General features: G+C 47.6%; 25 protein-coding genes. 7 read left to right on the plus strand and 18 right to left on the minus strand.

Translation table 11 applies throughout. The features are described from left to right. Nucleotides 1-42 precede the first annotated feature (42 nt). Nucleotides 43-522: a bifunctional nuclease family protein gene (locus LRY47_RS04670; protein ID WP_295223029.1), complete on the minus strand. Its 480-nt coding sequence runs from the start codon at nucleotides 520-522 to the stop codon at nucleotides 43-45. Nucleotides 523-601: 79 nt separating this feature from the next. Continuing rightward, nucleotides 602-1,084 (minus strand): redoxin domain-containing protein, encoded by a 483-nt coding sequence (locus LRY47_RS04675; protein ID WP_295223031.1) that lies wholly within the window; start codon nucleotides 1,082-1,084, stop codon nucleotides 602-604. A 121-nt stretch (nucleotides 1,085-1,205) separates the two neighbouring features. On the opposite strand from LRY47_RS04675, the gene LRY47_RS04680 reads away from it, so the two are divergent. Further along, nucleotides 1,206-1,442 (plus strand): metal-sensing transcriptional repressor, encoded by a 237-nt coding sequence (locus tag LRY47_RS04680; protein ID WP_295223033.1) that lies wholly within the window; start codon nucleotides 1,206-1,208, stop codon nucleotides 1,440-1,442. Between the two features lie 583 nt (nucleotides 1,443-2,025). On the opposite strand, the gene LRY47_RS04685 is transcribed toward LRY47_RS04680, so the two are convergent. From LRY47_RS04685 to LRY47_RS04700, 4 genes are all read right to left on the minus strand, one after another. Beyond that, nucleotides 2,026-3,294, minus strand: coding sequence for a helix-turn-helix transcriptional regulator (locus LRY47_RS04685; protein ID WP_295223035.1), 1,269 nt, complete (start codon nucleotides 3,292-3,294; stop codon nucleotides 2,026-2,028). Between the two features lie 189 nt (nucleotides 3,295-3,483). Beyond that, nucleotides 3,484-3,972, minus strand: coding sequence for an aminoacyl-tRNA deacylase (locus LRY47_RS04690; RefSeq protein ID WP_295223037.1), 489 nt, complete (start codon nucleotides 3,970-3,972; stop codon nucleotides 3,484-3,486). 1 nt (nucleotide 3,973) lies between these two features. Then, nucleotides 3,974-4,444 carry a pyridoxamine 5'-phosphate oxidase family protein gene (locus LRY47_RS04695; RefSeq protein ID WP_295223039.1) on the minus strand — a complete coding sequence of 157 codons (471 nt, stop codon included), beginning with the start codon at nucleotides 4,442-4,444 and terminating at the stop codon, nucleotides 3,974-3,976. Beyond that, entirely contained in the window at nucleotides 4,431-4,907 is a 477-nt protein-coding gene (locus tag LRY47_RS04700) for an EVE domain-containing protein (RefSeq protein WP_295223041.1), read from the minus strand. Before LRY47_RS04700 ends, LRY47_RS04695 begins: the two co-directional genes overlap by 14 nt. 76 nt (nucleotides 4,908-4,983) lie before the next feature. Here LRY47_RS04700 and LRY47_RS04705 point away from each other — a divergent pair, with 76 nt between their 5' ends. Next, complete coding sequence (locus LRY47_RS04705; RefSeq protein ID WP_295223042.1) at nucleotides 4,984-5,613, plus strand: queuosine precursor transporter; 630 nt, start codon at nucleotides 4,984-4,986, stop codon at nucleotides 5,611-5,613. On the opposite strand, the gene LRY47_RS04710 is transcribed toward LRY47_RS04705, so the two are convergent. The 5 genes from LRY47_RS04710 to LRY47_RS04730 all read right to left on the minus strand — a co-directional run bounded on the left by LRY47_RS04710 (nucleotide 5,606) and on the right by LRY47_RS04730 (nucleotide 10,825). Further along, complete coding sequence (locus tag LRY47_RS04710) at nucleotides 5,606-6,220, minus strand: class I SAM-dependent methyltransferase (RefSeq protein ID WP_295223044.1); 615 nt, start codon at nucleotides 6,218-6,220, stop codon at nucleotides 5,606-5,608. The two genes, LRY47_RS04705 and LRY47_RS04710, sit on opposite strands and share 8 nt — an antisense overlap. A 61-nt stretch (nucleotides 6,221-6,281) precedes the next feature. Next, nucleotides 6,282-8,018 (minus strand): ATP-binding protein, encoded by a 1,737-nt coding sequence (locus LRY47_RS04715; RefSeq protein WP_295223045.1) that lies wholly within the window; start codon nucleotides 8,016-8,018, stop codon nucleotides 6,282-6,284. Between the two features lie 160 nt (nucleotides 8,019-8,178). Then, nucleotides 8,179-8,973, minus strand: a complete 795-nt coding sequence (locus LRY47_RS04720) for an ABC transporter ATP-binding protein (protein ID WP_295223047.1) — start codon at nucleotides 8,971-8,973, stop codon at nucleotides 8,179-8,181. Next, the gene (locus LRY47_RS04725; RefSeq protein ID WP_295223048.1) at nucleotides 8,970-9,860 is read right to left on the minus strand and encodes an ABC transporter permease; all 891 of its coding nucleotides are present in this window, start codon (nucleotides 9,858-9,860) and stop codon (nucleotides 8,970-8,972) included. Before LRY47_RS04725 ends, LRY47_RS04720 begins: the two co-directional genes overlap by 4 nt. After that, complete coding sequence (locus tag LRY47_RS04730; protein WP_295223049.1) at nucleotides 9,860-10,825, minus strand: ABC transporter substrate-binding protein; 966 nt, start codon at nucleotides 10,823-10,825, stop codon at nucleotides 9,860-9,862. The genes LRY47_RS04725 and LRY47_RS04730 overlap by 1 nt, the downstream gene beginning before the upstream one ends. A 277-nt stretch (nucleotides 10,826-11,102) precedes the next feature. On the opposite strand from LRY47_RS04730, the gene LRY47_RS04735 reads away from it, so the two are divergent. Both LRY47_RS04735 and LRY47_RS04740 read left to right on the plus strand, forming a co-directional pair. Beyond that, entirely contained in the window at nucleotides 11,103-12,095 is a 993-nt protein-coding gene (locus LRY47_RS04735; protein WP_295223050.1) for an NAD(P)H-quinone oxidoreductase, read from the plus strand. A gap of 87 nt (nucleotides 12,096-12,182) precedes the next feature. After that, a complete protein-coding gene (locus tag LRY47_RS04740) occupies nucleotides 12,183-12,971 on the plus strand; it encodes a PhzF family phenazine biosynthesis protein (RefSeq protein WP_295223051.1) in 789 nt (262 codons plus the stop codon). Here LRY47_RS04740 and LRY47_RS04745 read toward each other — a convergent pair. Further along, nucleotides 12,955-14,844: a PAS domain-containing sensor histidine kinase gene (locus LRY47_RS04745; RefSeq protein ID WP_295223052.1), complete on the minus strand. Its 1,890-nt coding sequence runs from the start codon at nucleotides 14,842-14,844 to the stop codon at nucleotides 12,955-12,957. The genes LRY47_RS04740 and LRY47_RS04745 overlap by 17 nt on opposite strands. Before the next feature lie 201 nt (nucleotides 14,845-15,045). Here LRY47_RS04745 and LRY47_RS04750 point away from each other — a divergent pair, with 201 nt between their 5' ends. After that, nucleotides 15,046-15,777: a hypothetical protein gene (locus tag LRY47_RS04750; RefSeq protein ID WP_295223053.1), complete on the plus strand. Its 732-nt coding sequence runs from the start codon at nucleotides 15,046-15,048 to the stop codon at nucleotides 15,775-15,777. Nucleotides 15,778-15,812: 35 nt separating this feature from the next. Here the strand turns inward: LRY47_RS04750 and LRY47_RS04755 are convergent, their stop codons facing one another. Further along, nucleotides 15,813-16,700 carry an SDR family oxidoreductase gene (locus tag LRY47_RS04755; protein ID WP_295223054.1) on the minus strand — a complete coding sequence of 296 codons (888 nt, stop codon included), beginning with the start codon at nucleotides 16,698-16,700 and terminating at the stop codon, nucleotides 15,813-15,815. A gap of 15 nt (nucleotides 16,701-16,715) precedes the next feature. After that, nucleotides 16,716-17,468 carry an SDR family oxidoreductase gene (locus LRY47_RS04760; RefSeq protein ID WP_295223055.1) on the minus strand — a complete coding sequence of 251 codons (753 nt, stop codon included), beginning with the start codon at nucleotides 17,466-17,468 and terminating at the stop codon, nucleotides 16,716-16,718. A gap of 105 nt (nucleotides 17,469-17,573) precedes the next feature. On the opposite strand from LRY47_RS04760, the gene LRY47_RS04765 reads away from it, so the two are divergent. Continuing rightward, entirely contained in the window at nucleotides 17,574-18,158 is a 585-nt protein-coding gene (locus tag LRY47_RS04765; protein WP_295223056.1) for a TetR/AcrR family transcriptional regulator, read from the plus strand. A gap of 64 nt (nucleotides 18,159-18,222) precedes the next feature. On the opposite strand, the gene LRY47_RS04770 is transcribed toward LRY47_RS04765, so the two are convergent. From LRY47_RS04770 to LRY47_RS04785, 4 genes are all read right to left on the minus strand, one after another. Continuing rightward, the gene (locus tag LRY47_RS04770) at nucleotides 18,223-20,949 is read right to left on the minus strand and encodes a glutamate synthase-related protein (protein WP_295223057.1); all 2,727 of its coding nucleotides are present in this window, start codon (nucleotides 20,947-20,949) and stop codon (nucleotides 18,223-18,225) included. Next, on the minus strand, nucleotides 20,942-22,138 hold the full coding sequence (locus tag LRY47_RS04775; RefSeq protein WP_295223058.1) for a hypothetical protein: 1,197 nt from the start codon (nucleotides 22,136-22,138) through the stop codon (nucleotides 20,942-20,944). The genes LRY47_RS04770 and LRY47_RS04775 overlap by 8 nt, the downstream gene beginning before the upstream one ends. After that, on the minus strand, nucleotides 22,131-23,849 hold the full coding sequence (locus tag LRY47_RS04780) for an FAD-dependent oxidoreductase (protein ID WP_295223059.1): 1,719 nt from the start codon (nucleotides 23,847-23,849) through the stop codon (nucleotides 22,131-22,133). The genes LRY47_RS04775 and LRY47_RS04780 overlap by 8 nt, the downstream gene beginning before the upstream one ends. Nucleotides 23,850-23,970: 121 nt before the next feature. After that, entirely contained in the window at nucleotides 23,971-24,387 is a 417-nt protein-coding gene (locus LRY47_RS04785) for a hypothetical protein (protein ID WP_295223061.1), read from the minus strand. 143 nt (nucleotides 24,388-24,530) lie between these two features. On the opposite strand from LRY47_RS04785, the gene LRY47_RS04790 reads away from it, so the two are divergent. Then, nucleotides 24,531-24,800 carry a hypothetical protein gene (locus LRY47_RS04790; protein ID WP_295223063.1) on the plus strand — a complete coding sequence of 90 codons (270 nt, stop codon included), beginning with the start codon at nucleotides 24,531-24,533 and terminating at the stop codon, nucleotides 24,798-24,800. Nucleotides 24,801-25,353: the final 553 nt, after the last annotated feature.

Raw genomic sequence — 25,353 nt, forward strand, 5'->3', positions numbered from 1 at the left:
ATTTCATTAAATATTATTACATAAAAAAGCGGACGTATGATTTCAGATGTGCCAGAGAGGACCATCCTGATCATCTATCAGATTGGCGAGAACTTTGTTGTCTCTTTCATTGATGTTGGTGCGGTCAACACAACAGGTGGGGCAAAGGATATCGTCTTCAACATAAACCGGAACACCCATACGCATGGCAAGAGCTATTCCGTCGGATGGTCTGCAGTCTATCTTTTTCTCGGACTTGCTGCATATAACATAGATGCTCGCCTTGTAGTTGCCCTGTTCGTACCTGTCAACTACAACACGGTCAATGTTCGCATCCTCTATGCTGTCTATGATGCGTGCTATGAATTCATATGTCATGGGTCTGGGGGTGTTGATCCTGTTTAAAACGCAGTAAATGGACTCCGCTTCGAGATCTCCGACATTGACAGGGATAAGATAGTGTCCGCAAAGGGTTTCCAGCAAAAGAACGTATCTGGACGTAAGTGGTTCTCTGATGACACATTTAACCGTTGTCTCTATCATTAAGATTCCTCCGGATCAAGCGTAATACCTATGTTAAAAATAGTTTTGCCAAACATAAAATCAATGGCAAATCCGGCACTTATTTTAATTTTGTGGCGATATATTCAAGCTGGTTCTCTGTGAGGGGACCTTCAGCCCTGTCGAACAGCTTGCCGTCCGGTTTAAAAATAAAGGAAACGGGGATGGTGTTAACGCTCATCTCCATGCCAAGGCTGTCGTCGCTGTGAACAACGGGGTAGGTTATCTTGAACTCATCTACAAATTTCTGTGCGTCCTCTGCTGTTTTGTCCACAGAGATACCGACTATAACGAAATCTTGGTCTTTATATTTTTCATACGCTTTAACAAAATCGGGTGTTTCGCCGCGGCAGGGGGGACACCACGAAGCGAAGAAATTGACGATCAGGGTCTTTCCTGCATACTGCTTTTTCAGTTCCTCTAAATAGCCTTTTGAGACTGTCTGTATTCCCTGTTTATTTTCGGTTTTTTCCTTGCTGCCGAAACAACCGGACAGAAGGAACAGAGACATAAGCGCTATAAGCAGAAAGATCACTTTTTTCATTTTCATCCTCCGAAGTATCACCTTCCAAATATGCACTTTCGGCTATATTGCGTCAAGGATTTTCAAACGACTTTTATATTTTTTGATTGACATATCCTATCCTATAGGATAGGATATTCTCATGGAACAGACGGCAAACGAGGATATCGTTAAAAGACTGCAAAGAGCGAACGGGCATTTATCAAAAGTCATCGAAATGCTGATTGAAGGTGATGCGGAACTGAACGTCGCCCAGCAGATGCAGGCGGTTTCAAAAGCGGTAATAAACGCGAAGAATCAATACATAAGAAACAGTATAGATGCGCGGCTGGACAAAACGGCAGCAAGAGAGCTTGCCGAGCTTTCAAAATTTCTCTGAACGGATACTATGCGCTGCGGATGCTGCGAACTCCGCTGCGCTTGCTCATATCATACCTCGAAAAAAAAAGCGGGATTTCACACCCGCTTTTTTTACTACAGAACCCGAAGGTCTGCGCAATAACATATCGGCATCTTTTTATATCAATGCATGCCTTTTTGAATATGCAGAGAACTCAGTTTGTATTCTACACGCTATAAAGAGGTCTATTCCATAATTTTAACATAACCCGAAACCATATCCGCGCTCTTCCGGAAACCGGAGCGTATAACCGACGCCCCAAACGCAAACAACGCCCTCTCTGTCCCTTCATGAGCAAACACACCGGAAAAATTGCTGCCAACATCCGCACCCATTTCCGGATATAGAAGGGGCATTGCGATCGTCCTCAGGTTCAAACCGGATAAGCCGCTTCCGCTGTTTTCTCCGCTTTTTTATTCTTCGCCGCCGCTGTTATTGCAGTATCGTCATTCATAACAGAGCTTAAATAAAAATTACGGAAAAAACATCGACCATAAGGCTGAAATTTCAGAGGAAATATCTAATACTAAAGTATGAGAGAGTAAATTATCAGATAGTTAGCCTATCTGCTTTTAAGAAGCAGGCTGATAAGTTCCGCACGCGTATTCACATTGTATTTTGAAAAGATACTGCGCGCATGGGTTTTGACAGTGCTTTCGCTGATGTTCAGAGAATCGGCTATCGCCCTGTTTGATATTCCTGTGAGAATAAGCTCCAGAACCTCCTGTTCGCGTGCAGTCAGCGGTTCAAAGACGCTTATCTCCTGAACCTGTGCAGGCTCTGTGACATAATCCTCTTCCACAAGGTACGCGTGACTTTTGAGCTTCATGACAAGCATGCGGTTCAGAAGCGGCAGCATCGCAAGTGTTATACAAACCACCGTAAGGGCTATCACTGCAATCTCGGAATCAGCCAGCCCAGCGGATGTAATGAACATCCCCAGAGCGCCGCCGCATAGCACTCCCAGAACGTTTGCTGAAAGATTCATTCCGAACATCTTCACCGGATTGTCTGTATAATCAAGCATTTCACCAATTATACTCCACCAGAAAAGATCAAATATACCGCATGCACCCAACATCAGAGTATTTACTATGAGATAGTCAACAACGCCTCTGCCCAGAAGCATGAAACAGATGAACGACGCTATTATGGTCGCCATACCGACATAGAGTATCACATAACGCTTTATCCTGCCCGGCAGGTTGCGCATCACTGCCAGAGCAGCAATATAGGGGACAGCCCAGTACCAGCTTGTCAGCGTTGTAAGATGCCCGAAAGCCGGATTCATAACCTCGTACATCAGACCAGAATTTATTGTGATCACAAAAACGAACAGAAACAATATGAGCATGGGTTTCTTTGTGCCGCCCGCTTCGCAGCACCTTTTCTCCTGAACGTCGGAAGGGAGCTTCCGGATTAAAACGGCACCTGCCGCTATACAGGCAAGCGAAAAGGTAAGCCCGACAGTGTGCGATATATGTACAGCGGACATATTAACCAGTATCATAATGATGTTGGAGTATATCAGGACATCAGCGCAAGTCTTTATACGCTGTTTTTTCGGTGTAAATGTCTTCAGGAAATATCCCCATGAAGCGACTGCCAGAGCAGACGAATAGCCCGCTATAACAAGCGATACGAACCATAGAGCCGACGGTTTGAAATAGAAAGGAAGAGTGCAGATAAAACTGACCGCCATACCGATAAGAACAACCTGTTTCGCTCTGCGGAGTGAACTAACGAAAAAACCGCATGTGAAGAGCCCCGCAAAATGGGCAACTATTGCAGAAAGAACAAGACTGCCCTCCTGAACTCCGTAAAATTCCATCACGCTGTAGAGAGCTCTCCCTTCAAAAAGGAAAGAAAGAATGTACGCAAAAAGGAGTGAGAATCCCCCTAAAGACACTATACGACTGTTCACTGCACCATGTTCATTCATTAGTTATCCCATATTTACAAAGACATAGAATAATATAGTTTAACTTCGTTACGCACCTTAGTCAAAACAAAATACCCGCTATTTGTCTATCGCCACTTCAACTTCCACAGGTTTCAATATCTTTGTAACCACGGCAGGACTGATGCTCACCAGAAAACCCCGCTTGCCTCCGTTGATATATATTTCCGGCAAAGCTGCGATGGTTTTTTCCATATATACTTTCATAGCGCGTTTAGTACCGAACGGAGAGGTTCCGCCAACGAGATATCCGGTATGTCTGTTCGCCGTATCCGGTTCACACGGCTTTAAAGTTTTGACATTGATGTCCCTTGCGAGCTTTTTAAGCGATATTTCTTTATCGCCGTGCATCAGCACAACTATTGGGGTTTTAGTCTCGTCTTCAAGTATTATGGTCTTTATAACCATATGCATGTCCACCCCAAGCGCCTCGCTGGAATGTTTAGTTCCGCCCTTTTCAACATAATCATAAAGATGCGGCTCAAAATCCGCTTTATTGTCCCGCAGAACCCTTATCGCCTGCGTAACGGGAAACTTATCCTTCGACATCTCACTCACCTTTTACGGGAGCTGGAGAGGTTTTGCCTGTACAGCTATCTATAGTCAGTTTCAGGACGCACGTCCTCTCCACCATCTTATCGGCATAGGTATTCTCCATTTTGCCGTAATGCTCCATCAGCGCGTCCAGTCCCGCACGTTTTTCCGCATCGCCTTCAATGATTTCTATGGTTCCGTCTCCCATAACGCTGGTGAAGGCGCATGTCCAGCCGCAAGACGTTTCCTTCTTTATCAGCTCGCTTGAAGAAACAACCATAAAAGCCGCCTTCGGGTTTTTCTTTATGATATCCATCTTGCGCCCTTCATATGCGCAGTGCAGGTAAACGGCTCCGTCCTTATATCCGTAGTTCATCGCAACTCCGTAAGGCGTGCCTTCGTCCGCCAGCGAAAGATACATCACTTCGCCCTTTTTAAGCAGTTCCTTAGTCTGGTCGTCCGTGAGCTGTTTTTCACTTCTTCTCATTGTATCCCGCCATCTTTAATATTATTCCGTATTCCTCTGCGGAAACAGGCTGAACGGACAGTCTGGAACCCTTTTTAACCAGCTCCATACCGGAAAGTCTGCCATCCGCTTTTATCTCTTTCAGGCTGACGAGCCTGTCGAATTTCGCAATATACTTAACGTCCACCATCATCCATATGGGTTTTTCAGGAATTGATTTCGGGTCGTAATGCTGATTTGCCGGATCAAAGGCTGTGAAATCAGCATAGGATTCGCTCGCCACCTCCGCAAGCCCCACAACACCGGGTTCATCGCAGTTTGAATAATAAAAGAGCACCCTGTCGCCGATCTTCATATCGTCGCGCATGAAGTTGCGCGCCTGATAGTTTCGCACGCCGTCCCACGGACTAGTGCTTTCGGGCAGAGCCTTCAGATCTTCCATGGAAAAACACCCGGGTTCTGATTTCATTAGCCAGTAACGCATGTCAGCCTCATATTTATCTGGATTTTTAACCCGCATGGGGATATATTCCGCAGTTATACACCAAAAAGAGGGAAAAATGAACGACAGAAGTCTTGCCGTACTCACGGCAGTGTTTATTTCATCACTGACGATAGCTTCGGTTCTCGCCAGCAAGATAATCATGATAGCGGGAGTTGTTGTCCCGGCGGGTATACTCGCCTATTCCGTGACATTCATAATGTCCGACACGATAACAGAGGTCTGGGGAAGAAAGACCGCCAACAATATTGTGACAGGCGGATTCATAAGCCTTGCGGTGGTCGCCGTACTTATACAGATATCTGTTGCGCTGCCGTCTGCACCTTTCTGGCAGAATCAGCAAGCATACACGTCCGTACTTTCATCTTCATCACGGATAATAGTTGCGTCCCTCGCAGCATATCTCATAAGCCAGTACCATGACGTGTGGCTGTTCCACTTCATAAAAGCAAAAACAGGTGACAAACACCTCTGGATACGCAACAACCTCTCAACAGCTATGTCACAGCTTCTGGATTCGGTTATCTTTATCATGATAGCGTTCTACGGACAGATGCCTGTCATTCCGCTCATTCTCGGACAGTGGGCTGTGAAACTTGTGATAGCGCTTCTCGACACACCGATAGTATATCTTCTGGTGCATCTGCTCAGAGATAAAAAACAAAACGAAGCGGCAGAGGCTATTTGACCCCTGTTGCCAGAAATACGGGATAGGCGGTGACAACGCCGCCTCTCTCCTTCTTTATCTCCGCCGCATTTGCAATGACAACATCCTTAAATCCCGCTTTTTCAAAAAGCTCTCTCACAAGAGCCATGCTGAATCCGTGATGATGCACTTCGCTGTGGTTATCGTGGAAATCCCCGCCCTCTTCGCAAAGATCGCTGACGCAGAGATATCCGCCATTAGAAAGCCCTTTGTAAGCCTTGTTGAAAAGTTTTTCAGGATGCTTAAGGTGATGGGTGACCATGCTCGCCGTGATGATGTCCGCGCCCTCCGGCTCAAAATCATCCTTCTCTATATCAAACTCGCGGGTGGTGATATCTATCCCCGCGGCTTTCGCCTTCTCTCTCAGAACGTCGAGCATCCCTTTTGAAAAATCAAGCCCGGTCAGGCTGCCTGCAATATCCGAAAGCCCCAGAAGGATAAGCCCCGTTCCGGTTCCGAAATCTGTCAGCCTGCTGTTTCGGTCTATTTTCACGCGTTCCTTTATAGCCGCGCATACCTTTTTTGCCAGTTCGATCCTGCGGGGTTTCTCATCCCATTTTTTTGCTGCCGTATCGAATCTTTCAGACATTCCGCCCCCATATTACATGCAGTTTTTCATATAATTGCACATCGGGACACAATGTCAAGTGTCAGGACTGGAAGACAGGAACAAGGATGATAAATGACGCACCGTCGTCTGTGTTGTGGGCATAGATTCGCCCGTTCATATGTTTTTCGATTATATTTTTAGTAATGAAAAGCCCGAGACCGCTGTATCCGCTCCCCTTCGTGGTATATCCGGAGTCAAATATCCTTGCGATATTGTCTATGCCGCCTCCGTTGTCCGTAACTGCGACCCGAACGTTCCCGCCGTCCACCTCAACGTTTATACGGACAGCCGCTTCAAAATCAACCGAGTCGGGATGTTTCACTTTCAGAGCGTCCACAGAGTTGGTTATAATGTTCATCAGCGCCTGTTTAAACTCGCCTCTGTACCCGAAAACCTCCATGCTGACAGCTTCCTTCTCAGTAAGATAGACCTTTATATCGTTCTGTTTCAGGTGACTGCGCATGATGTAAAGAAGCGCCTGTATCTCTTCGGAAACGTCAAACACCTCTTTTCCGTCGTATTTGCGGAAATAGCTGTTCACCTCGTCCAGATACTGCTCCATCTCCGCAATCAGTGCCAGCTGTTCTTTGGCGGTTTCACTGTTTTCCATCTTCTGTATGCTGTTCTTCATGTAAGACAGCGGCTTTGCAATCTTCTGGGACATAGCGTCGGTTATGCGTTCTATATCCGACATCTTTTTTCTGTTCTGTATGGTCTGTTCGGATTCAGCCAGTTTCTCAAGCGCAGTGTCCATCTGATTTTCAAGATTCCGGCTGTAATCTTTCAGCTGCTGTTCAATCTTGTTATGTCTGTATTCCAGATCGCCTATAAGGTCTATGAAGTTACGCTTCATAACCAGGATTGAGATGACAATTATGAACACGCCGATAAGCGCGGAAATTACGATATGACGCATCATTTTATGATATTGCCCCGTCTCGTCGGACAGAAAAACCAGTTCGCCGATTACGGTACCCGTAACATCCGGTATGTCTATACCGCTTATGATATGATATTTTCTGTTCTGGTAAGATTCATGGACATCCTTTCCCTCGCTCTCGTAGAAACTGCTGAGTATCGAACGGAAAAGCACGTCGTCCGTGCTGAAAAGCATGTATCTGTCAGAGAATCTCGTATAGTCGGTTATTCCTGATATCATGTCGGCAAATCTGCTGAAAATAATGACAGCGCCGTCCATTTTCATTGTTGAGCTTATGCGCTTTACCAGAAAATCAATGATAACGCCCGTCTCCGCGTAGCCTATGCATATGCCTTCGGAGTAGATGGGAAGGATATTGCGTATGAAAACCCCGCTCAGCCCCTCTTCAGTTCCGGATTGTCCGAAACCTGTTTCAGCAGCCCTGTCCAAAAGAACCCGGCTTCCTTTCAGAATATCCCCGTATTTTTTCGGTGCCGACATACGCAAAAGAACTGTGCCGTCCGGCGTTATAAAATTCATGATGATCTTTTCGCGGTTAAACTCGTCCGCCATTCTGTCATAAAGATTATATGCGGCGGCGGACAATGCGGTTCGGTCTTTTCTTTTCAGGGCTGAAACGACATCTCTGTCCGAAGCTAATTCTCTTGTTTTCTGGCTTAAAAGTTTGTCGATGCGAATGGGGAAATCGTTGTAAAGACCGGATATGACCTCTTTCTTTTCTTCTGCCGCTTTTGCTGCCTGACGTGCGCCCTCATACTCCAGAAGACCGGTGTATATGGTGCAAATCAGCACAATAATAGCCGTGATAAAAACAAAGGTACGCTTCTGAACTGACATGACACGCCTCGCAACGGAGTTTTGCCGCTTATTAAATATAAAGCATCGCCTTGTTTTTAATATCAAAGAAATGTAAGATTAAGATTGAAAATGAATGAAACTATTTCACCTCCGTTTTAGTCTTCGCGAAGGCTTCAGCCTGAAGCGATTTCATTTTTATCTAAGACAGCAAAAGTTTATCGTCCTCTATGCCTTCGCCGCGCACCTGCTCAAACATGTGCATAAGGTCTGCCACCTTAAGCCCCTGCCTCTCGGCGCCGCTGACATCAACGACAACCTCGCCGCCGTGCATCATGATAATGCGCGAACCGAACTCTATCGCCTGTTTCATGTTGTGAGTCACCATCAGGCATGTCAGGTTCATCTCCTCCACAAGCTTTCTGGTAAGACTCATAACAAGTTCAGCAGTCTTCGGGTCAAGAGCCGCCGTGTGCTCATCCAGAAGCAGTATTTCCGGGTTCGCCATAACAGCCATCAGAAGTGTGAGGCATTGTCTCTGACCACCGGAAAGAAGCCCTGCGTTGCTCTTAAGCCTGTTTTCAAGTCCAAGCCCCAGTGTCGCAAGCTTTTCTGTGAAAAATTGCCTGTTTTTCCTGTTCACGCCCTTGCGGAACCATCTGCCATGCCCCCTTTTGAGGGCTATCGCCAGATTTTCCTCTATGGTAAGGGATTTCGCAGTTCCGCTCAGCGGATCCTGAAAAACAGAGCCGATGAACGATGCCCGCTTATAATCCGCAAGCGCAGTTATGTCTCTGCCGTTTGCAAGAACCTGCCCGCCGTCAGGCGACAGTATCCCCGCTATCAGGTTAAGCATAGTGGATTTTCCGGCTCCGTTGCTGCCTATCACTGCAACAAACTCGCCCTTTTCTATCTTAAGGTTAAGCCCCTTTATGGCGACGTTCTCGTTTACCGTTTTCGGGTTGAATACCTTGCGTACGTTTACAAGCTCTATCATTTTCCGACCCCAACCTTTCTGCGCATCCCCGGAAACGTCAGCGCCGCAACGACTATCACCGCGGTGATCATGTTCAGGTCGCCGGGAGAGAAGCGGAAATCACCTATCTGGAAAGAAAGCGCGTAGGCTATCGCCATGCGGTATATCATCGAACCGAGAATGACGCCTATAACAGCACGCAGAACACTGCGGCTTGAAAGCACCGCCTCGCCGACTATGACAGACGCAAGCCCCGCAACAACGGTGCCTATGCCCATGTTAACATCGGAAAAACCGAGGGACTGAGCCGCTATCGCACCGCAAAGCCCAACCAGACCGTTACTGAACGAAACGCCGATGAATATCATTCTGTCGGTGCTTATCCCCTGCGCGCGCACCATCTTCATATTGTCGCCCGTAGCACGGAGCGCAAGCCCCATATCAGTATGGAAAAACCATATGAGAAACAGCCCTGCCAGAACTGCCGCACATGCGGAAAAGATTATCGCGGCTATCTGCGGTGAAAACCCGAGATTCTCAATGGGTGTGAAGATGGTGTCATATCCCAGAAGCGGAAGGTTCGGCATACCCATAATGCGCAGAATGACTGAATATGACGCTATCATCGTAAGGATACCCGCAAGCAGATTCAGTATTTTAAGCTTAGTGTTGAGAAAAGCTGTAACAAAACCGAGACCGGCTCCGGCAAAACCGCCGGCAACAACAGCGGCATAAGGATTTATCCCCTTTGTGATGCAAACTGCACAGACTGCCGCACCCATAGGGAAAGAGCCGTCGACGGACAGGTCTGGAAAATCCAGAGCGCGGAATGTAAGAAAAACACCGAGAGCCATGAGGCTGAACATAAGTCCATGCTCAACGGCTCCCAGTAAAGCGTATGTCGTCATTATTTTATAACTTCGTCAGCGTTTTTAAGCATTACAGCGGGAACTTTAAAACCGATCAGAGCTGCTGTTTTGGCGTTTATAACTAGCTGAAGGTCGTGCTGAAACTCAACGGGAGTGTCTGCAGGCTTAGCACCTTTCAGCACTCTGCAAACCATTGCACCTGTCTGGAGACCGTGTTTGTAATAGTCGAAACCCCTCGCCGCCAGAGCGCCGCGTTTAACGGAATCCGTATCCGACATAAAGACGGGAACCTTGTTTGCGTTGGCAACCTTAAACACTGATTCCAGTGCGGAAACCACTGTGTTGTCGGTTGTTATGAATATTGCGTCAACCTGCCCCATAAGCCCGTTTGTAGCCGCGGCAACGTCAGCCGAGCTTGCGATGGCGCGCTCAACCAGCTTAACCTTGCGGGCGGCGGCGGCCTTTTTGGTCAGATCAAGCTGAGAACGGCTGTTCTGCTCGCCTGCGTTATATATTATGCCCACTGCCTTTGGTTTAAGTCCCATGTCGTAGATAAGCTGAAACTGTGTGTCTATAGGGAGCATGTCGCTCACGCCTGTGATGTTTCCGCCTGGTTTTTTGATATCCTTCACCAGCTTCGCACCGACAGGATCGGTCACTGCCGAAAAGATAACAGGTGTTTTGGGTGAATTTTTCATGTATGCACTTGCAAGAGCAAGAGCCGTCGGGGTGGCTATGCCCACAACAACATCCTTTTTCGCACCGATGAATTTATCGGCTATCTGACCAGCCGTCACCATGTTTCCGTTGGCAAGCTGAACGTCGAAAACAACGTCTTTACCGTTTTTAAGTCCGCATTTTTCAACACCGTCGATGATACCTTTCTGAACGGCGTCAAGAGCGGGATGCGCAACTATCTGGGAAATACCTATCTGTTTGGGTCCGCCCGCCGCGTATGCTGAAAAGCACACCAGTGAAAGAACAACTGCTAATATCTTTTTCATAAACTCACCTTTTAAAAGCAGACTGCCGCGTCAGCCTCCGGCTTCCTCGCAGAGACGGTTTAAATCTTCGTGAGGAATAAAACAACGAAGCGATCTCATTATCTTTTTGTCATAAACTGTGTAAAGAACCGATTTTAAACTGTTGACCGTAAATTTCAAGTGTTAAGTCGCTCTGAGGTTTTTTTCATATTTTCAAAACAGCTTTTTTATGCCAAACTAACGCTGTATTCAACAGCTTATTTTACTATTTGTTTAAAGATACATTGGAGGTACAAAAATGAAGGCAGTCCTGCTCAAAGAATTCGGACCGGCAGAGAACATGTATGTGGGCGAGGCGGAAAAACCTGTACCGTCGGCAGATCAGGTTCTCATAAAAGTTGCCGCAACATCCATCAACAGACCCGACCTTGTTCAGCGCGAGGGCAAATATCCGCCCCCCGCAGGCGATTCCGAGATCCTCGGACTTGAGGTCGCAGGTGTAATCGAAGAACTGGGCGCGGATGTCAAAGGATGGAAAAAAGGCGACAGGGTAATGACGCTGGTCGGCGGCGGCGGTTATGCCGAATATGCCGTTGCATATGCATGTCATCTCATGCCTATCCCCGATTCCATGACATACGAAGAGGCTGCATGCGTTTGCGAATCATACATCACGGCGTTTTCAAATGTCTTCATGATAGGCGGACTGAAAAACGGCGAATCCGCCATCTTCCACGGCGGCGGCGGCGGCGTCAACACTGCCGCGATACAGCTTACGAACGCACTGGCTCCCGATTCAAAATACATTGTCACAGCGGCTCCCGCAAAAATTGAGGAAGTCAAAAAACTCGGCGCGGCACTGGTTATTGACTATACAACAACTCCCGACTTCTCCGAAGCGGTTAAAGAATTCACCAATAAAAAGGGCGTGGACGTGATACTCGACCACGTCGGCGCTAAATACCTGAAACCCAACATGGATTCTCTGGGATATGCAGGCAGGCTTGTAATCATAGGCGTTATCAGCGGCATCAAGGCGGAACTCAACCTAGCCCTGATGATGGTAAAACGTCAGCAGATAATCGGTTCCGTTCTCAGAAGCCGTCCGGTACCCATGAAAGGTGAGATCGTTGCGGAATTCACAAAGACCGCACTGCCCAAATTCGCAGACAGAAGCATAGTCCCCATCATCTCTGACGTTTTCCCTATTGAAAAGGTCGTGGAAGCGCATAAAATGATGGAAGCCGACGCGCACTTCGGCAAAATCGTTCTTAAAATTCAGGATATATAAAAAAGATTGCTTCGTCACTTCGTTCCTCGCAAAGACCCTCAGCGGTCTCTGCGAGCGAAGCGAAGCAGTCTATTAAGAGGTTAAAACATGGCGGAAATCACATTTTATCAGGTGGATGCATTTACAGGAAACGTGTTCGGAGGAAACCCAGCCGGCGTATGTCCATTGAAAGCTGAACTTTCCGATGATTTGATGCAGAAGATAGCCGCCGAAAACAACCTTTCTGAAACAGCCTTCATCTTCACCCGCGAAGGCAGACTCCACATCCGCTGGTTCACACCTGAAGCAGAAGTAGATCTCTGCGGACATGCAACCCTTGCCTCTGCACATGTGATGTTCCACCACGAAGGTTTCACAGGACAAATACTAGAATTCCAGTCGAAAAGCGGAGCACTGCGAGTTAAAAACAAAGGCGACATCCTTGAACTGGATTTCCCCGTTGCACAGTACGAACCCTGCGCAGAACCGGAAGGTCTGACAGAAGCGCTGGGATGCAAACCGGTTGAGGTCTATGCGGGTGCGGATTATATGGCGGTATTCGAGAAAGAACAGGATATCGTTGATATGAAACCGGATTTCGCGTCGCTTAAAAAACTTTCTCTCAGGGGAGTGATGGTTACTGCGAAAGGTTCTTCATGCGATTTTATAAGCAGGTTCTTCGCCCCGAACATCGGCATAAACGAAGATCCGGTAACAGGTTCCGCACACTGTCTTCTCACACCCTACTGGACGGAGAAGCTGAACAAAAAGCTTTTGATCGCAAGGCAGGTGTCAAAACGCGGCGGACTGCTGTTCTGTACTCTCGACTATGACAGGGTGCTTATAGCCGGAAAATGCGCAGACTACCTTAAAGGAACAATCACACTGGCGGATTGAGTTTCTTGATCTTCGGGCTGACCCTTGGCAGCACAATGACAAATACTGCTCCCATTTCGTCGTTATATACAGATATCTTGCCGCCCATGTGTTCTTCAACTATCAGCCGCGACATATAAAGCCCTATCCCTGTGCCTTTGCCCTCAGGTTTAGTGGTAAAATACGGATCGAATATCTTTTTCTTTATGCTTTCCGGCACACCGCCTCCGTTGTCTGAGATAGATATCGTCACGTTCTCGTCCATTGCGGAAACTGCAATCGTAACCTTTTTATTACCCTGTCTGTCGAGAAGAACATCCTTCGCATTCTGAACAAGATTCATAAGCACCTGACGGAATTCGGATGAAAACCCGTTAACAAGTGTTTCGGGAAGTTCGCACGGCGGGCGCAGCAGGTTATTGCAAACCTCAAAATCGCGTTCTTTGCACCTGCATGTTACTGCAAAATCAATCGAAACGTTTTTAAGCTGTGCCTCAACCAGCGAAACGGTGTCTATCACCGCCTTTATAACCTCAAAAGAGGTCTCTTCGCTGCGAGGATTGAAAAAACTGCGGAAATCATCTATGGTCTTTGACATATGCTGGATGAGCTTCATGGAATCCGTCTTAAAATTCTCCAGCATATCCTCATCAAGAGATTTATCCTTAAAGCTTTCGTATACAAGCTGAATATACAATCCAACCGAGTTTATCGGCTGACGCCACTGGTGTGCGATGGCGTTTATCATCTGTCCCATATCAGCAAATTTTTTCTGCTCGAAAAAAAGCTGTTCCTGCATCATACGCTTCGCAGTCTCCTCGTGTACCCTCTCCTCAAGATCGGCAGTAAGTCTCTGCAATTCTCTGGAACGGGCTATAAGAGCCTCTTTTGTAACTGCCTCCAGTGTTCTGTCGCTGGCGCGCACGACTATTCCCTGTACTTCCCCGTCAACTATATGCGGCAGAAAAGATGCATCCAGATACGTTTCTCCTCTGCCCGGCAGAGTGAACCAGCCGGAAAACGATACAAAACTGCCTTTGAGTGCCTTTGCAAAGTACGGCGAGAGTATTTCGTCCATCTGGGTCTTTTTCATTTTTTCGCCGAAAGGCTTTCCTATGATCTCTGCCTGTTTCTCATCAAGAATGGTCAGATACGCCTTGTTCGCAGACAGGTATCTCATATTCTTATCCAAAAAAGCGACATATTCGTCCAGACTGTCGAATATGTTCCCATAAAGTTCGAGTTCCTTCTTCGCCTTAACCAGCCTGTCCACACGGCGCGAGGAGAATATGTAAAAACCCAGACCGCCGCCGACAATTATCACCAGCGCCATAAGCACCGACGAAACCACCGCTCTTGTTTTTGGAGATATTACATCTATATATTTTATCTTTGCCACCATACCGTAACGAACGTTTCCGATATCCACATGGTCATATGCGGCAAGCACTTTTTCTCCGGTAAAATCCATTGCGGATGTAAGTCCGCTTTTGTCCGAAAGAGCCATGGCAAGTATCGAATCCGACGGAACGTTTGAAAAATCGCCTGAATGGTCGTCCAGATTATCGCGCCTGCTGTGGCTTAAAATGGCAAATTTGCCGCCTGTCAGCGAGGCGGTGTAAAACTCAGTGGAATACCTTTTATATACTGTCGGGCTGAAACTTTTTCTGAGTACATCAATGGCGTCCGCCGCCGCAGTTTCCGGGTTGTCTTCATAAAATCTGGCATAAACGGATATGAAGATATCCTTGCGCGCCCGCACTATCTCCATCAGACGCTGTTCATAAATGGACTTGGTATTTTCGTACCAGTACACGGCAACAGCAGCGCCGACGGCGATGGTCAGAACTGATAGAAGTATGAAGAGCAAAACAACTCTTTTACTGTCCTTCAAGGTAAAACTCCAATTAAAGGTCAATCAATACAAAACAAAATAATTATAAATAACAGTATCAGTTAATTGGGATTATAACACAAAAAAGAGACGGAAAACGTGATTTTTACCAGTCCGATAAAGTTTGACTATTTATTTATCTATGCAGATAAGGTATCATATAATTGGTTTATAACGTTTGTGTGTAACGGAGCATCACATATGAAGAGTCTTCTGGTAACTGTATTAACATTTTTTGCGATGTATGCTTTTGCCGACGTGACCCTGACAGAAAAAACTGACGGAGTTGTCTCCACCAGCTACTTTTCAAAGAACAGGGTAGCCGTTCAGGAGAACGGACAAATTCTTAATATCACCGACCTGAAAACCCAGACCGTCTACGGGTTTAATCCGGAAGGAAAAACATATTTCAAGGCAACCTTTAAGGAACTTGCAGAAATGAACAAGGCCGACATGGAGGGGGTTGACCCCGAAATGGTGAAGCAGTTCAATATGGAAAACGGGGCAAAGGCTCCCGTTGTCATTAAGAAAACTGGAAAAGGGGAATATGGCGGTTATGCTTGTGACAGGTATGAAGTCGGTCTGCAGAACCAGCCCGCAACTTCACAGATATGCGTTTCGCCGCAGGTTCGTCAGCTTATCCTGAACGAAATCAACGGAGCGGCACTTAAAAACTGGCTGAAAGTAATGGATTTTGAGGGCAACGTTGATCCGGTACGCACGAAACTGGACGAAATATCCGAAAAAGTGGGCTATGTGATCTATGAAAAGACGGTTCACAGCATCCCCGGAGTTCCCATGAGTGCAGGCGCTGCGGATTCATACACTACCGTTCTGCAATCGGTTTCCACAAAACCCATTGAAAACGGCAAATTCTCTATCCCCGCAGGATACAAAAAGATAAGCATCATGGATGCTATGGGAAGCGAATAAACAACATATAGAGGCAGCCTTTCGGCTGCCTTTTTTTATACTGTATAATTCATGTTTTTAAGGTCTTCTATCATACCAGTGCCAGAGGGAACCCAGCCGAGTTTTTTCTGTGTCAGGATGCTTGAAGCCAGCATATCATTTGACACAAAATTATACATCCAGCCGAAATATCCCTTTGCCTCTTCACCTGTCATTGATACCACGGGAATCTTAAGTCCCCGACCGATATTTTCCGCTATTTCCAGCATAGACACCCCTTCTTCTCCCACAGCATGATATCGAGCACCCGTTTCATGTTTCTCAAGCGCCAGCCTGTAAAGACGGGCAACATCTGAAATATGCCCCGCAGACCATCTGTTTGAGCCGTTATCCACATATGCGGCAACACCCTTCTGACGTGCCAGCGCTATCAGATATGAGACAAATCCCTGTTTGACCGTGTTATGCACCTGCGGCAGACGCACAACTGCGGAGCTTACGCCTTTTGAGATAAGAGCCATTGCCGTTTGCTCGGAAACACGGGGCAGTTTTGAATCTGAGGGGATCTCAAACTCTTCGGTTGCGGTTATTCCAGCGCCAGCGAGTCCACCGGCACCGGCAGTGACTATGAAAGGTTTGCCCGAACCTGCGAGCACCTCTCCCATTGCTTCAATGGCAGCCTTATCTTTCTGACAATTCTCCGAGAATTTAGAAAAATCATGAATGAATGCAAGATGAATGACTGCATCGGAATCTTCCGCACCGCGGCGAAGACTGTCGATATCTTCCAGTGAACCGTGATGCGCATCGGCTCCCATACCTAAAAGTAATCCACGCCCCTCTTCGGAGCGGGTAAGCCCAAGAACACTATGCCCAAACGAAATCAGCTCTTTAACTACTGCAAGACCTATGAACCCTGTTGCACCCGTGACAAAAATACGCATATTTTTCTCCTTTTATTAAACGTTTATGCCGCCTGAGGCTTCAATCCTCTGCGCATTGACCCATCGGCAGTCGTCGGAAAGCACAGCCGCTATCAAAGACCCGATATCCTCTGCCAGACCTATCCTGCCGAGCAGAGTATTTTCACCTATGGACTTTCTCTGCCCGTCGGTGCGCCCGCCACCGAAATCTGTGTCCAATGCACCCGGCGCTATGCAGTTTGCGCGTATCTTCCTGTCGGAAAATTCCAACGCAATATATCTGGTCAGAACCTCAACAGCGCCTTTCACCGCCGCATACACTGCAACTCCGTTGTGTGAAAAACGTGTCAGCCCGGACGAAATAAAAATAATATGTCCTTCGTCCGCCATAAACGGCAAAAGTTCGCGTGTTAAAAAGAAAACTCCTTTGAAATGCACCTGAACGAGCTCGTCAAACTGTTCTTCCGTAACATCTTTGATAAGGCTTCGCTGGGCTGTTCCGGCATTGTTGACCAGATAATCAAAGCTGCTGCGTCTCCATTCTTTTTCAAGAACGTGCAGAACCTGATCTTTGAAATCACCGAAAGATTTTACCTGTGTTACATCCAACTTTAAAGCAACTGCCTTTTTTCCGTTGTTTATTATCTCCGAAACAACCGCTTCCGCTTCCGTCTGACCGCTGTTATATGTCAGAATCACTCCTATGCCGCGAGCAGAAAGCTCTAATGCAGCTCGTTTGCCCACGCCTCTGCTACCGCCTGTTATTATCGCAATTTTTTGTCGTTCCATACTTTCGTCTCCACTGCTATAATGAAATTCACATCATTAAACGGAGGATATCTCCGTTTAATAAAAAATAGCGGAGACTGTCTCCGTTTTCAAGGATTTTTTTAAATGGAAAAGAAGCAGTCGCAGTCTGTCGGGCGCAAACCCCGCGCAGACGCACAGCAGAACCGCGAAAAAATAATTGAGGCAGCAAAGGAAGCGTTCAGAAAATCCGGAGCGAATGCCAGTCTGGACGATATAGCAAAACAGGCTGGTGTGGGCGCAGGTACGCTCTATCGCCATTTTCCTTCCCGCGAGGAACTGCTGAAAGCCGTATACCACACGGCGGTTCAGAAACTTGCCGATGCGGGTCAGAAGTTCTCTGACACGCTTTCACCTCTGGATGCATTGAGAGCTTGGATGCTCCTTTTTGTGGATTACATAGCGGAAAAACAGATAATTGCGTCGGCATTGAGTGCCCTTGCGGAAGATCCTAAAAAGACATTCGAAGCATCCTATGCACAGATATGGGAGACCATACGGTCTCTGGTCAGGCGCGCTATTGAAACAGGGGATATAAGAGAAGACCTTGACCCCATAGACCTTTTGAGGGCGCTGATAGGCGTGGCGAGCATTTCCACCAGCCCCGACTGGCAGGAGAGCGCAAAAAGACTGGTGGATATACTGATAACAGGTTCTCAGTCTGATAAATAATAAAAAGCCCCTTAGCGTACAGATAAAGGGCTTTTTTATGTTGATGAAGCTGTTTATAACCGGACTATTCGTTAGATTCTGTAGTCAAACTTGATATCGGAATGATTTTGCAGAATCCGCTGAAAATACTGTTCGCATCAGCCTCATATTGTTTCTTAAACGCTTTCAGGCTCTCGTTGTATTCAGGATCGATATCTATACCGCTGAAAGTATCAAGGAAAGCGTCAATCTGTTCTTTCAGAAATTCAGTGTCCGCCATGGTGAGATAGTCTATCTTGCGCACGCCGACACCAAGTCTCTCCTCTTCAACATTCCCGCGGATATACGCCGCACCTGCTGTCATACCGCTGCAAACATAATAGCCGATAGGGGTTTCGCGGTTCACGACGTTAAGCACAACGCCTATGCCGCCCTGCGCGTATTCCATGAAATAGTCGCCCATTCCCTTTTCGTGTCCCAGACCGTAAACGGCAACAGGGGGTTTCCTGTTGTGGAGCTTCTGCTCGAACGCTTTCAGGAAGTCGCCCCAGGTTGTTTTAACGCGTCTGGCTTTGCGTTTCTGATATCTGCGCACAAGCTCGTTAAGTATCACGTTTTTATCAGCACCGACGTATTTATCGGCGTCTGTCTTTTTCCATTCATCCGGCAGTCCGGCTTTCATAAGCAACAGGTTGCGCACGCCGCCGCTTTTCGCCACGCGGAAGGTACCGCTGATCGCATACGCCGCAAAAAGGTCGCTCACATCACCCGCTATATTTATTTCAGTGGGGTTTGACGTGTTCGCAACACCAACCTGAGCATTTGCCGGAACAGTTGTAATGGTGCTGTGGTTCGGGATGACGTTTATTTTTACGTCGCGGGCAAAGGCAAACGAGTGGTTGCCCACAAGCCCTCTGACAGTTATCTCGTCGCATTTGATCCCCGTGCCGATGGTTCTCTGTCCCATAACGTTGTCGAGATAGAACTTTTTAACGCCTCTGTCCGCCGCCTCTTTCATAAGGTGATTGAGTTGCATTGATTCTATCTGGTCGAAACCTACGTCTATCTTAAGGTTTTCACCGTCGATGTTTTGCAGAATTTTTTCAAATTTCTCAGTATCTTCTGCATATGAAACCTCGCGGGATTTGAATATCTTTTTGGTGCGTTCCTTAACGTCCACATGGGGAACCTGTTTCGGTGTTTCGCCCCTGCCGAACGTTTCAAACAACAGCGGGTCGCTTCCGTGGTAACGGAAACGGCGCGCACCGATAACATCCGCATGGTTCGACATGCCAAGTCCCGCCGCCATGCCCTCCATGTCCTCGTGGAAGCTCTTTATCATGCGCACTATGCCGTCACTGGCGGTGGCAGGATCAATGCGGTGTCCGTATTTTCTGGATGTGATACCCCATGCGCACTGACCTGTGTGACAGCGCTGGCAGAGAGTACAGCCCAGAACGTGGAGCGTGCGCATACCCATACCGACGAAATCCGCACCAGCGAGCATAGCCAGCATCGCGCCGAATGAATCCATTACTCCGCCTTCGGAGATGATGGAGACGTGTTCGCGCAGACCCTCCTGACGGAGTGCGAGGTCAGCTTTGTGAGTGAGATAGATTATATTCAGACCTCTGTTCTGGAGGTCAACAAGGTGCGCAGCGCCTGTGGAGCCGTCGCCCGCTTTTATGGTTATGTAGTCAAAACCCGCTTTCGCAATGGCGACGCATATTTCGGGAAAGTTCCATGCAGTGCCGTAAACGTCTGCACCGATGAGCTTTTCATCACCGAGCAGGGCGCGGAGGGATTCGACGCGCATGGGCAGTTCTTCAATGGAATACTGCAAGTGCTGAGGGTTTGGTGAACTCAGATGTCTGAGCGCCTCAACACAGCGAAGAAGCGCAATTTCATAGTCGTTCTTCTTGTCCTGCAGTCTGCCGCCCTTGCCTTTTTTCGCATCCTGACCGTATTTCATGGATATTCCGGCGAACTTGTCCAGTTCAACCCAGGGACCGAAACCGCCGGAGCCGAACTGCAAAATGCAGTGGCTTGCAGCAGGCATCATATCGGGGTGTATGTAACCTTCACCAGTAAAGAACGGTCTTCCGAGTTTAACGCACGCCATCATCCTTGCCAGAACAGCTTCGTGGCTGTTGGAGCCGTATGACTGGTGAACGTCCATTATCGGCACGTCGCATTTAAAGCGTGCATGGCGTTTGCCCAGCGTCATATTCCGCATCTGACCCGCATATTCGTTCATGTGGTCTCTTGTGGGCGAAAGTATCTCCGCCGCATCTATGAGCCAGTCGGTGTAAAGTTTTGATTTACCCCGTCCTAGGTGCGCGGAAGATATGCTGGATTTTCCGGCGGCACGGCTGAGGATGTTGTTTATCTCCTCGTGTCCGGTGAGCGTAACACCGATATCGTGATAATCGGGGTTTTCGTATACCTTGATTGCCCTTTGGGGACACATCTTAACGCATCTTTTGCAGTTGCAGCACTCATCGGGGTTTATCCAGAGTATTTTTTCAATAAGCCGAACCTTGTCCGCATCCTCTGCGCGCACACGGTTTCCGTCCGCATCGTAGCAGACCTCTTCCATGCTGAAAACGCCGTTGGGCGACGATGGATTTGTGAGGTTGTGTGTGCAGGACTCGACGCAGGTTGAGCAGTGTACACATCCCCTGCCCGGCTCTTCAATCTCGTCCGTAACCTTCACCCAGTATTTAGCCCCCTGTGCAAAAATGCCGCGGGAGTCGGGTTCCGTATATTTTATCTGTCTTTTGAAGACAACGTCTTTTTTTATCTCAGTCATTTTTCTTCCACCCATAGTCCAGTTTGGAAACCGCTTTGTTCTTAACGTTGAAACCGACTATGCATCCGGCTTCGGGGTCGAACATTTTAAGTTCCTCGTGCATGAAGTACGCCGCAGAGATAACCGCTCTCTGCTCCGAACCGAGCAGGGCAATCTTGTCGTTGACGCCCACAGAGAAAGAACGGAGGTGGTCTCTGTCCGTGAAGCCCACGAGAACGTCGTCAACAAGGGTTATGGCTGTTGCAGGACCGCTCATCTTCATACGGAACAGAAGCGGGTCTTCCATCAGTTTGTTATACTGATCCTGCTTGTCCTGTGCCATGAGGCGAACCTCCTGCGGGAACTTGCGGCACATTATCCACTCTATCTCTTCAAGGCTGTAGCCGCTTCTCAGAAGATACTCCACCGAAAGGAATATCGCTTCGGAGTCGGTGCCGACAGTGAGCATTATCTCAAGCTGTTCCAGCGCCCTTGCATTTGCCATATCGCTTGAAAGGTGACCGTTGTGAACGCCTGCAACCTCGCCCAGAGATATGGGCTGGGGTCCCCACCAGAGACCGCGCCCCTGACTGGTAGGCCAGCGAAGGTGGATCAGACATGCGTCATAGAACCTGTCCTCATACTGGTGCAGGTCGTATATGTCTATTGTGTCCTGAAGCTCGAACGCCGTCAGGAAGGTGCCGTTGTATTTTGAGCTTGAAAAGATGCGGGCATCGTCGATGTACAGGCGGTTGAAGCGAGCAACAACCCGCTTGATGTACATGCTTTCGTCCTTAATCTTTTCACGGAACATCATCTCTTCAGGCGAAGGCGGGATGATGCTGTAATGCATTATCACTGGCAGATCGTATTCATAGTAATACTTGCGCTGAACCATATCCTTTTTTTCGAGGACTCGCAGACCCATTGTGATAAGCACCTGCTCCAGCTCGGCAATCTTGTCCGCACTGCGGAACATGATGTGGAAGTTGAAGAAATTTGTATCTCTGTAAAGGCTTTTCAGCGTAACTCCGGCTCCGGTGCGTCCTCTGTACTGGAGGCACCTTGCCGCTTTCAGAAGTGCGCTGAGTTTGAAATCACCCGCCACAGCAAGCAGACCGCAGGCACCCTTAGGAAGCCCCAGTTCGCCGCCGGAGAAATCGTTCACACTGAGGTTTCGGGAGGCCGAATATTCGTCTTTCTTAATCATTTTTGCACTCCCCTTTTGTTATCTCGCAGGCGGATATATACTGACACTTGCGGAAATCGTCCAGTCTGGAACCCTCCGGCGTAACGGTCAGCGCTGAGCGGGGACAAGCCTCGACACTTTTATAAGTTGCACTGCACAGATTCTCTTCTATAAATTCATAGTAATGTTCGTCTTTGGTCGGTACCCATTCCTTATCCAGCTTCACAAGGGAACCATCGGAATAGAAATAGCACCAGTCGCATTTGATGCAGATACCGCAGTTGAAACAGCGGGATGCCATGAGCATCGCCATGTCCTCTTCAATGGTCTGAACAACCTCCTTAAAGTTGCCGACGCGCTCCGCGTGGGGCAGTTCCTCTTCGATAAGCCGTCCTGCGGTATCAAAATATTTAGTGTTAAGCGTATTGTAAAAGGCGGTTTCGCGTTTTGTCTCCTGCGGTACGTTTTCACCCAGAAACTCTCGCACAGAGCGAACGGTGTCCTGCGCCAGTCCGACAACACGGACAACCATGCCCGTATTTTCAACAGAACCCATGGCGGCGTCACCTGTAATGAAGACCTTACTGCTTTCTTCATGCTGAAGGTCGGGGCAGACCATGCGCGGAAAATCCACGGAAAAGCGCTCGCCCACAAAATAGAGGTCGGGTCTGTCGCCCACAGCAAGCACTATACGGTCGAACATCAGTTCCTCGTAAGCGCCCGAAACTGCAAAGGGTTTCGCCCGTCCGCTTTCGTCCACGGGACCCAGTTTCATCACCTGAACAACCAGTTTCAGCTTGTCGCCGTGTTTCTCTATGCGCAGGGGCTGGCGGAGAAATTTATATGCCACGCCCTCTTTTATCGTATCATCAACTTCGCCGGAATGGGCTGTCATCTCGCCGCGGGTTCTGCGGTAAACCACCGTCGGCTCGGCACCAAGACGCACACTGCATCTGGCTACGTCGATGGCGGAATATCCGCCGCCTATGACGCCTATCTTTTCGCCTTTTTTAATTTTAAGCTCTTCCGCTTTGCCGAAATTTATCTTGCGCAGAAAAGGTATAGCCGATTCAACCCCAATGGTCTTCTCGCCTTCAATGCCTATCTCCACAGGTTTATGCGCTCCTGTGGCAACAATCACTGCATCGTAGTCACGGGCGATGTTCAGAAATCTGTTCTTGTCTATTGCCTCGCCGCATTTGATGTTCACGCCGGAAGCCTTGATGAAATCAAGTTCCTTGTCAAAAACGTCACGGGGATAACGGAAAGCCGGTATACCCTGTGTCAGCAGACCGCCTGCAACGGGCTGTTTCTCATAAACATCCACACGGTATCCGTGGCGCGAAAGAAAGTATGCAGCAGACAGCCCCGCAGGTCCGGAACCAATCACGGCAATCTTTTTACCCTTGTCGCCTGCAAGCATCTTCGGCGCAAGTCCTTTAGAATAGCCGTAATCGGAAACAAAACGCTCAAGCGCCTTGATGTCTACAGGCTGATCAAACTTGGTACGGTTGCAGGCAGTTTCGCAGGGGTGGTCGCAGAAGCGTCCGCAGCCTGAACTGAACGGGTTGGTATCTTTTAAAACATAAAAGGCTTCCTCAAAACGCCCTTCGGAGGCGAGAAAGAGGAATCTCGGAATGTCGTTTCTGGCGTAACATCCGTGGTTGCCGATATGGTCTCTGGCGTAACACGGACTCACTTTGTTGTAGTACAGCGGAAAAAGTCTTTTCACTATTTCCCTCCATTAATGTAACCGATCAGATTGTGTACGGTAATAAATTATATATCAAAAACTAAAGATAATCATCAACAGACCAAAGGGAAAGGGAAAATTATGAAGGATTTTGCAAGTTTCAGATGGTTTTTTCAAGCACCAGAAGTTTTTCGATGGCTTTCCTGATGAGACGCACCTTCTCCGTGCGGTCGCCTTCTTTAAGACCCGCACCAACAGCAGCCGCTGCGGAGGAAAGAACCTCTCCGGCAGATTCGGTCAGGTTTAAACCGTTCTGCTGTGTCTCCGGCAGTTTGAATATGCTGTAGCCCATATCCTTTGCAAGATGATCAAGCACAGTTTCACAGCGGTACGTTATGAGAACATGCAGGAAATTCTCCAGAGTGGCTGATTTTGTGCTGTCGTATGCATAGTTCTTTATCTGATTTTCAGATATGTTAAGCTCTTTTGCCAGCTTCTCCCTTCTTATACCTTTTTTATTAATATCTTTGAAGAGTTTACCACTTATTTCACATGCGTATTTTCTGTAGTCTGCCATATATCACCTTAAATAGACATAAATACAGCCAGTGTATCTGTGAATTTCATAACCATAGCGTATAATTGTTATTTATAACCTATTTTGTCTGATTTGACAATAAAATTTTCAATAAGTGTATAATTTTAAAAAAGGGGGTCTTCATGAGAACGTTCATAGTCAGCTGCGATTTCAACAACGACCTTTCCACAGAATCCGCCGTCACAGGGGAGCTGAACAGACACGACGGGGTACGTTTTAAAAAGGACGCGTGGATATTGCGTACGGAAAGCTCATCAGAAGAGATATTCGGCTCCCTTGTCGATTACCTGAAACCGGAAACCTGTGTCATGATAGCAGAGGTATGCGACAGAATGACATACCATCTTCCGGCTGGTATAGCTTCATGGCTTCGCAGAATACGACCTGCGTGAGCGTTTGTCAGAAAAATGTCACTTTCCCCCTTGCGGAAAAACATTCGGATACTATGTTAGAAGTATCAACCAAACGCAAGCAAACAAGTGGGAGACGCTTATAAAGTCTCGTGTGAAAGAAGAAGCTTTGCAAGGTTGTTAAAATAAATCAGGAGGTAAGAAGATTAATACCTCAGTTCAAGAAAGCCCCCGTTAAAAACGGTCTTGGTTCTCAAGGCGGTGCGGGGGCTTTTTCATTATAAACACAGAATTTTTCAGTCCTTGAAAAATTCTGCAACGCTCCAATCGGCAAAGCCTCATTACGCTCACGCTACACTCATAAAATCAGATAAATTTGATTTTAATCGTTCCGCGGGTTTCATCCTGAAACCTATTTACTACGAAATTTCTTCCATCCATGGAAAACATTTACACTATTTTATGTAAATGTTTCTGCACAGAGCTAGCTAAAAAAATTTCGCAAACGCTATGGTCGGCAAAAGCCTCCCTTCGCTCACGCTACACTCATAAATAAATAAATTAATTTTATGTTTCATGGTTTCCATCCGTTGAA

The organism is Seleniivibrio sp., from assembly GCF_021209385.1.
Lineage (GTDB): Bacteria > Chrysiogenota > Deferribacteres > Deferribacterales > Geovibrionaceae > Seleniivibrio.

Coding starts and splice junctions, on each gene's coding strand:
- LRY47_RS04790 (WP_295223063.1), top strand. CDS start 24,531: ATGAGAACGTTCATAGTCAGCTGCGATTTCAACAACGACCTTTCCACA.
- LRY47_RS04680 (WP_295223033.1), top strand. CDS start 1,206: ATGGAACAGACGGCAAACGAGGATATCGTTAAAAGACTGCAAAGAGCG.
- LRY47_RS04685 (WP_295223035.1), bottom strand. CDS start 3,294: ATGGAATTTTACGGAGTTCAGGAGGGCAGTCTTGTTCTTTCTGCAATA.
- LRY47_RS04715 (WP_295223045.1), bottom strand. CDS start 8,018: ATGTCAGTTCAGAAGCGTACCTTTGTTTTTATCACGGCTATTATTGTG.
- LRY47_RS04700 (WP_295223041.1), bottom strand. CDS start 4,907: ATGCGTTACTGGCTAATGAAATCAGAACCCGGGTGTTTTTCCATGGAA.
- LRY47_RS04770 (WP_295223057.1), bottom strand. CDS start 20,949: ATGACTGAGATAAAAAAAGACGTTGTCTTCAAAAGACAGATAAAATAT.
- LRY47_RS04670 (WP_295223029.1), bottom strand. CDS start 522: ATGATAGAGACAACGGTTAAATGTGTCATCAGAGAACCACTTACGTCC.
- LRY47_RS04740 (WP_295223051.1), top strand. CDS start 12,183: ATGGCGGAAATCACATTTTATCAGGTGGATGCATTTACAGGAAACGTG.
- LRY47_RS04705 (WP_295223042.1), top strand. CDS start 4,984: ATGAACGACAGAAGTCTTGCCGTACTCACGGCAGTGTTTATTTCATCA.
- LRY47_RS04735 (WP_295223050.1), top strand. CDS start 11,103: ATGAAGGCAGTCCTGCTCAAAGAATTCGGACCGGCAGAGAACATGTAT.
- LRY47_RS04695 (WP_295223039.1), bottom strand. CDS start 4,444: ATGAGAAGAAGTGAAAAACAGCTCACGGACGACCAGACTAAGGAACTG.
- LRY47_RS04725 (WP_295223048.1), bottom strand. CDS start 9,860: ATGACGACATACGCTTTACTGGGAGCCGTTGAGCATGGACTTATGTTC.
- LRY47_RS04730 (WP_295223049.1), bottom strand. CDS start 10,825: ATGAAAAAGATATTAGCAGTTGTTCTTTCACTGGTGTGCTTTTCAGCA.
- LRY47_RS04720 (WP_295223047.1), bottom strand. CDS start 8,973: ATGATAGAGCTTGTAAACGTACGCAAGGTATTCAACCCGAAAACGGTA.
- LRY47_RS04765 (WP_295223056.1), top strand. CDS start 17,574: ATGGAAAAGAAGCAGTCGCAGTCTGTCGGGCGCAAACCCCGCGCAGAC.
- LRY47_RS04675 (WP_295223031.1), bottom strand. CDS start 1,084: ATGAAAAAAGTGATCTTTCTGCTTATAGCGCTTATGTCTCTGTTCCTT.
- LRY47_RS04775 (WP_295223058.1), bottom strand. CDS start 22,138: ATGATTAAGAAAGACGAATATTCGGCCTCCCGAAACCTCAGTGTGAAC.
- LRY47_RS04760 (WP_295223055.1), bottom strand. CDS start 17,468: ATGGAACGACAAAAAATTGCGATAATAACAGGCGGTAGCAGAGGCGTG.
- LRY47_RS04755 (WP_295223054.1), bottom strand. CDS start 16,700: ATGCGTATTTTTGTCACGGGTGCAACAGGGTTCATAGGTCTTGCAGTA.
- LRY47_RS04785 (WP_295223061.1), bottom strand. CDS start 24,387: ATGGCAGACTACAGAAAATACGCATGTGAAATAAGTGGTAAACTCTTC.
- LRY47_RS04750 (WP_295223053.1), top strand. CDS start 15,046: ATGAAGAGTCTTCTGGTAACTGTATTAACATTTTTTGCGATGTATGCT.
- LRY47_RS04690 (WP_295223037.1), bottom strand. CDS start 3,972: ATGTCGAAGGATAAGTTTCCCGTTACGCAGGCGATAAGGGTTCTGCGG.
- LRY47_RS04710 (WP_295223044.1), bottom strand. CDS start 6,220: ATGTCTGAAAGATTCGATACGGCAGCAAAAAAATGGGATGAGAAACCC.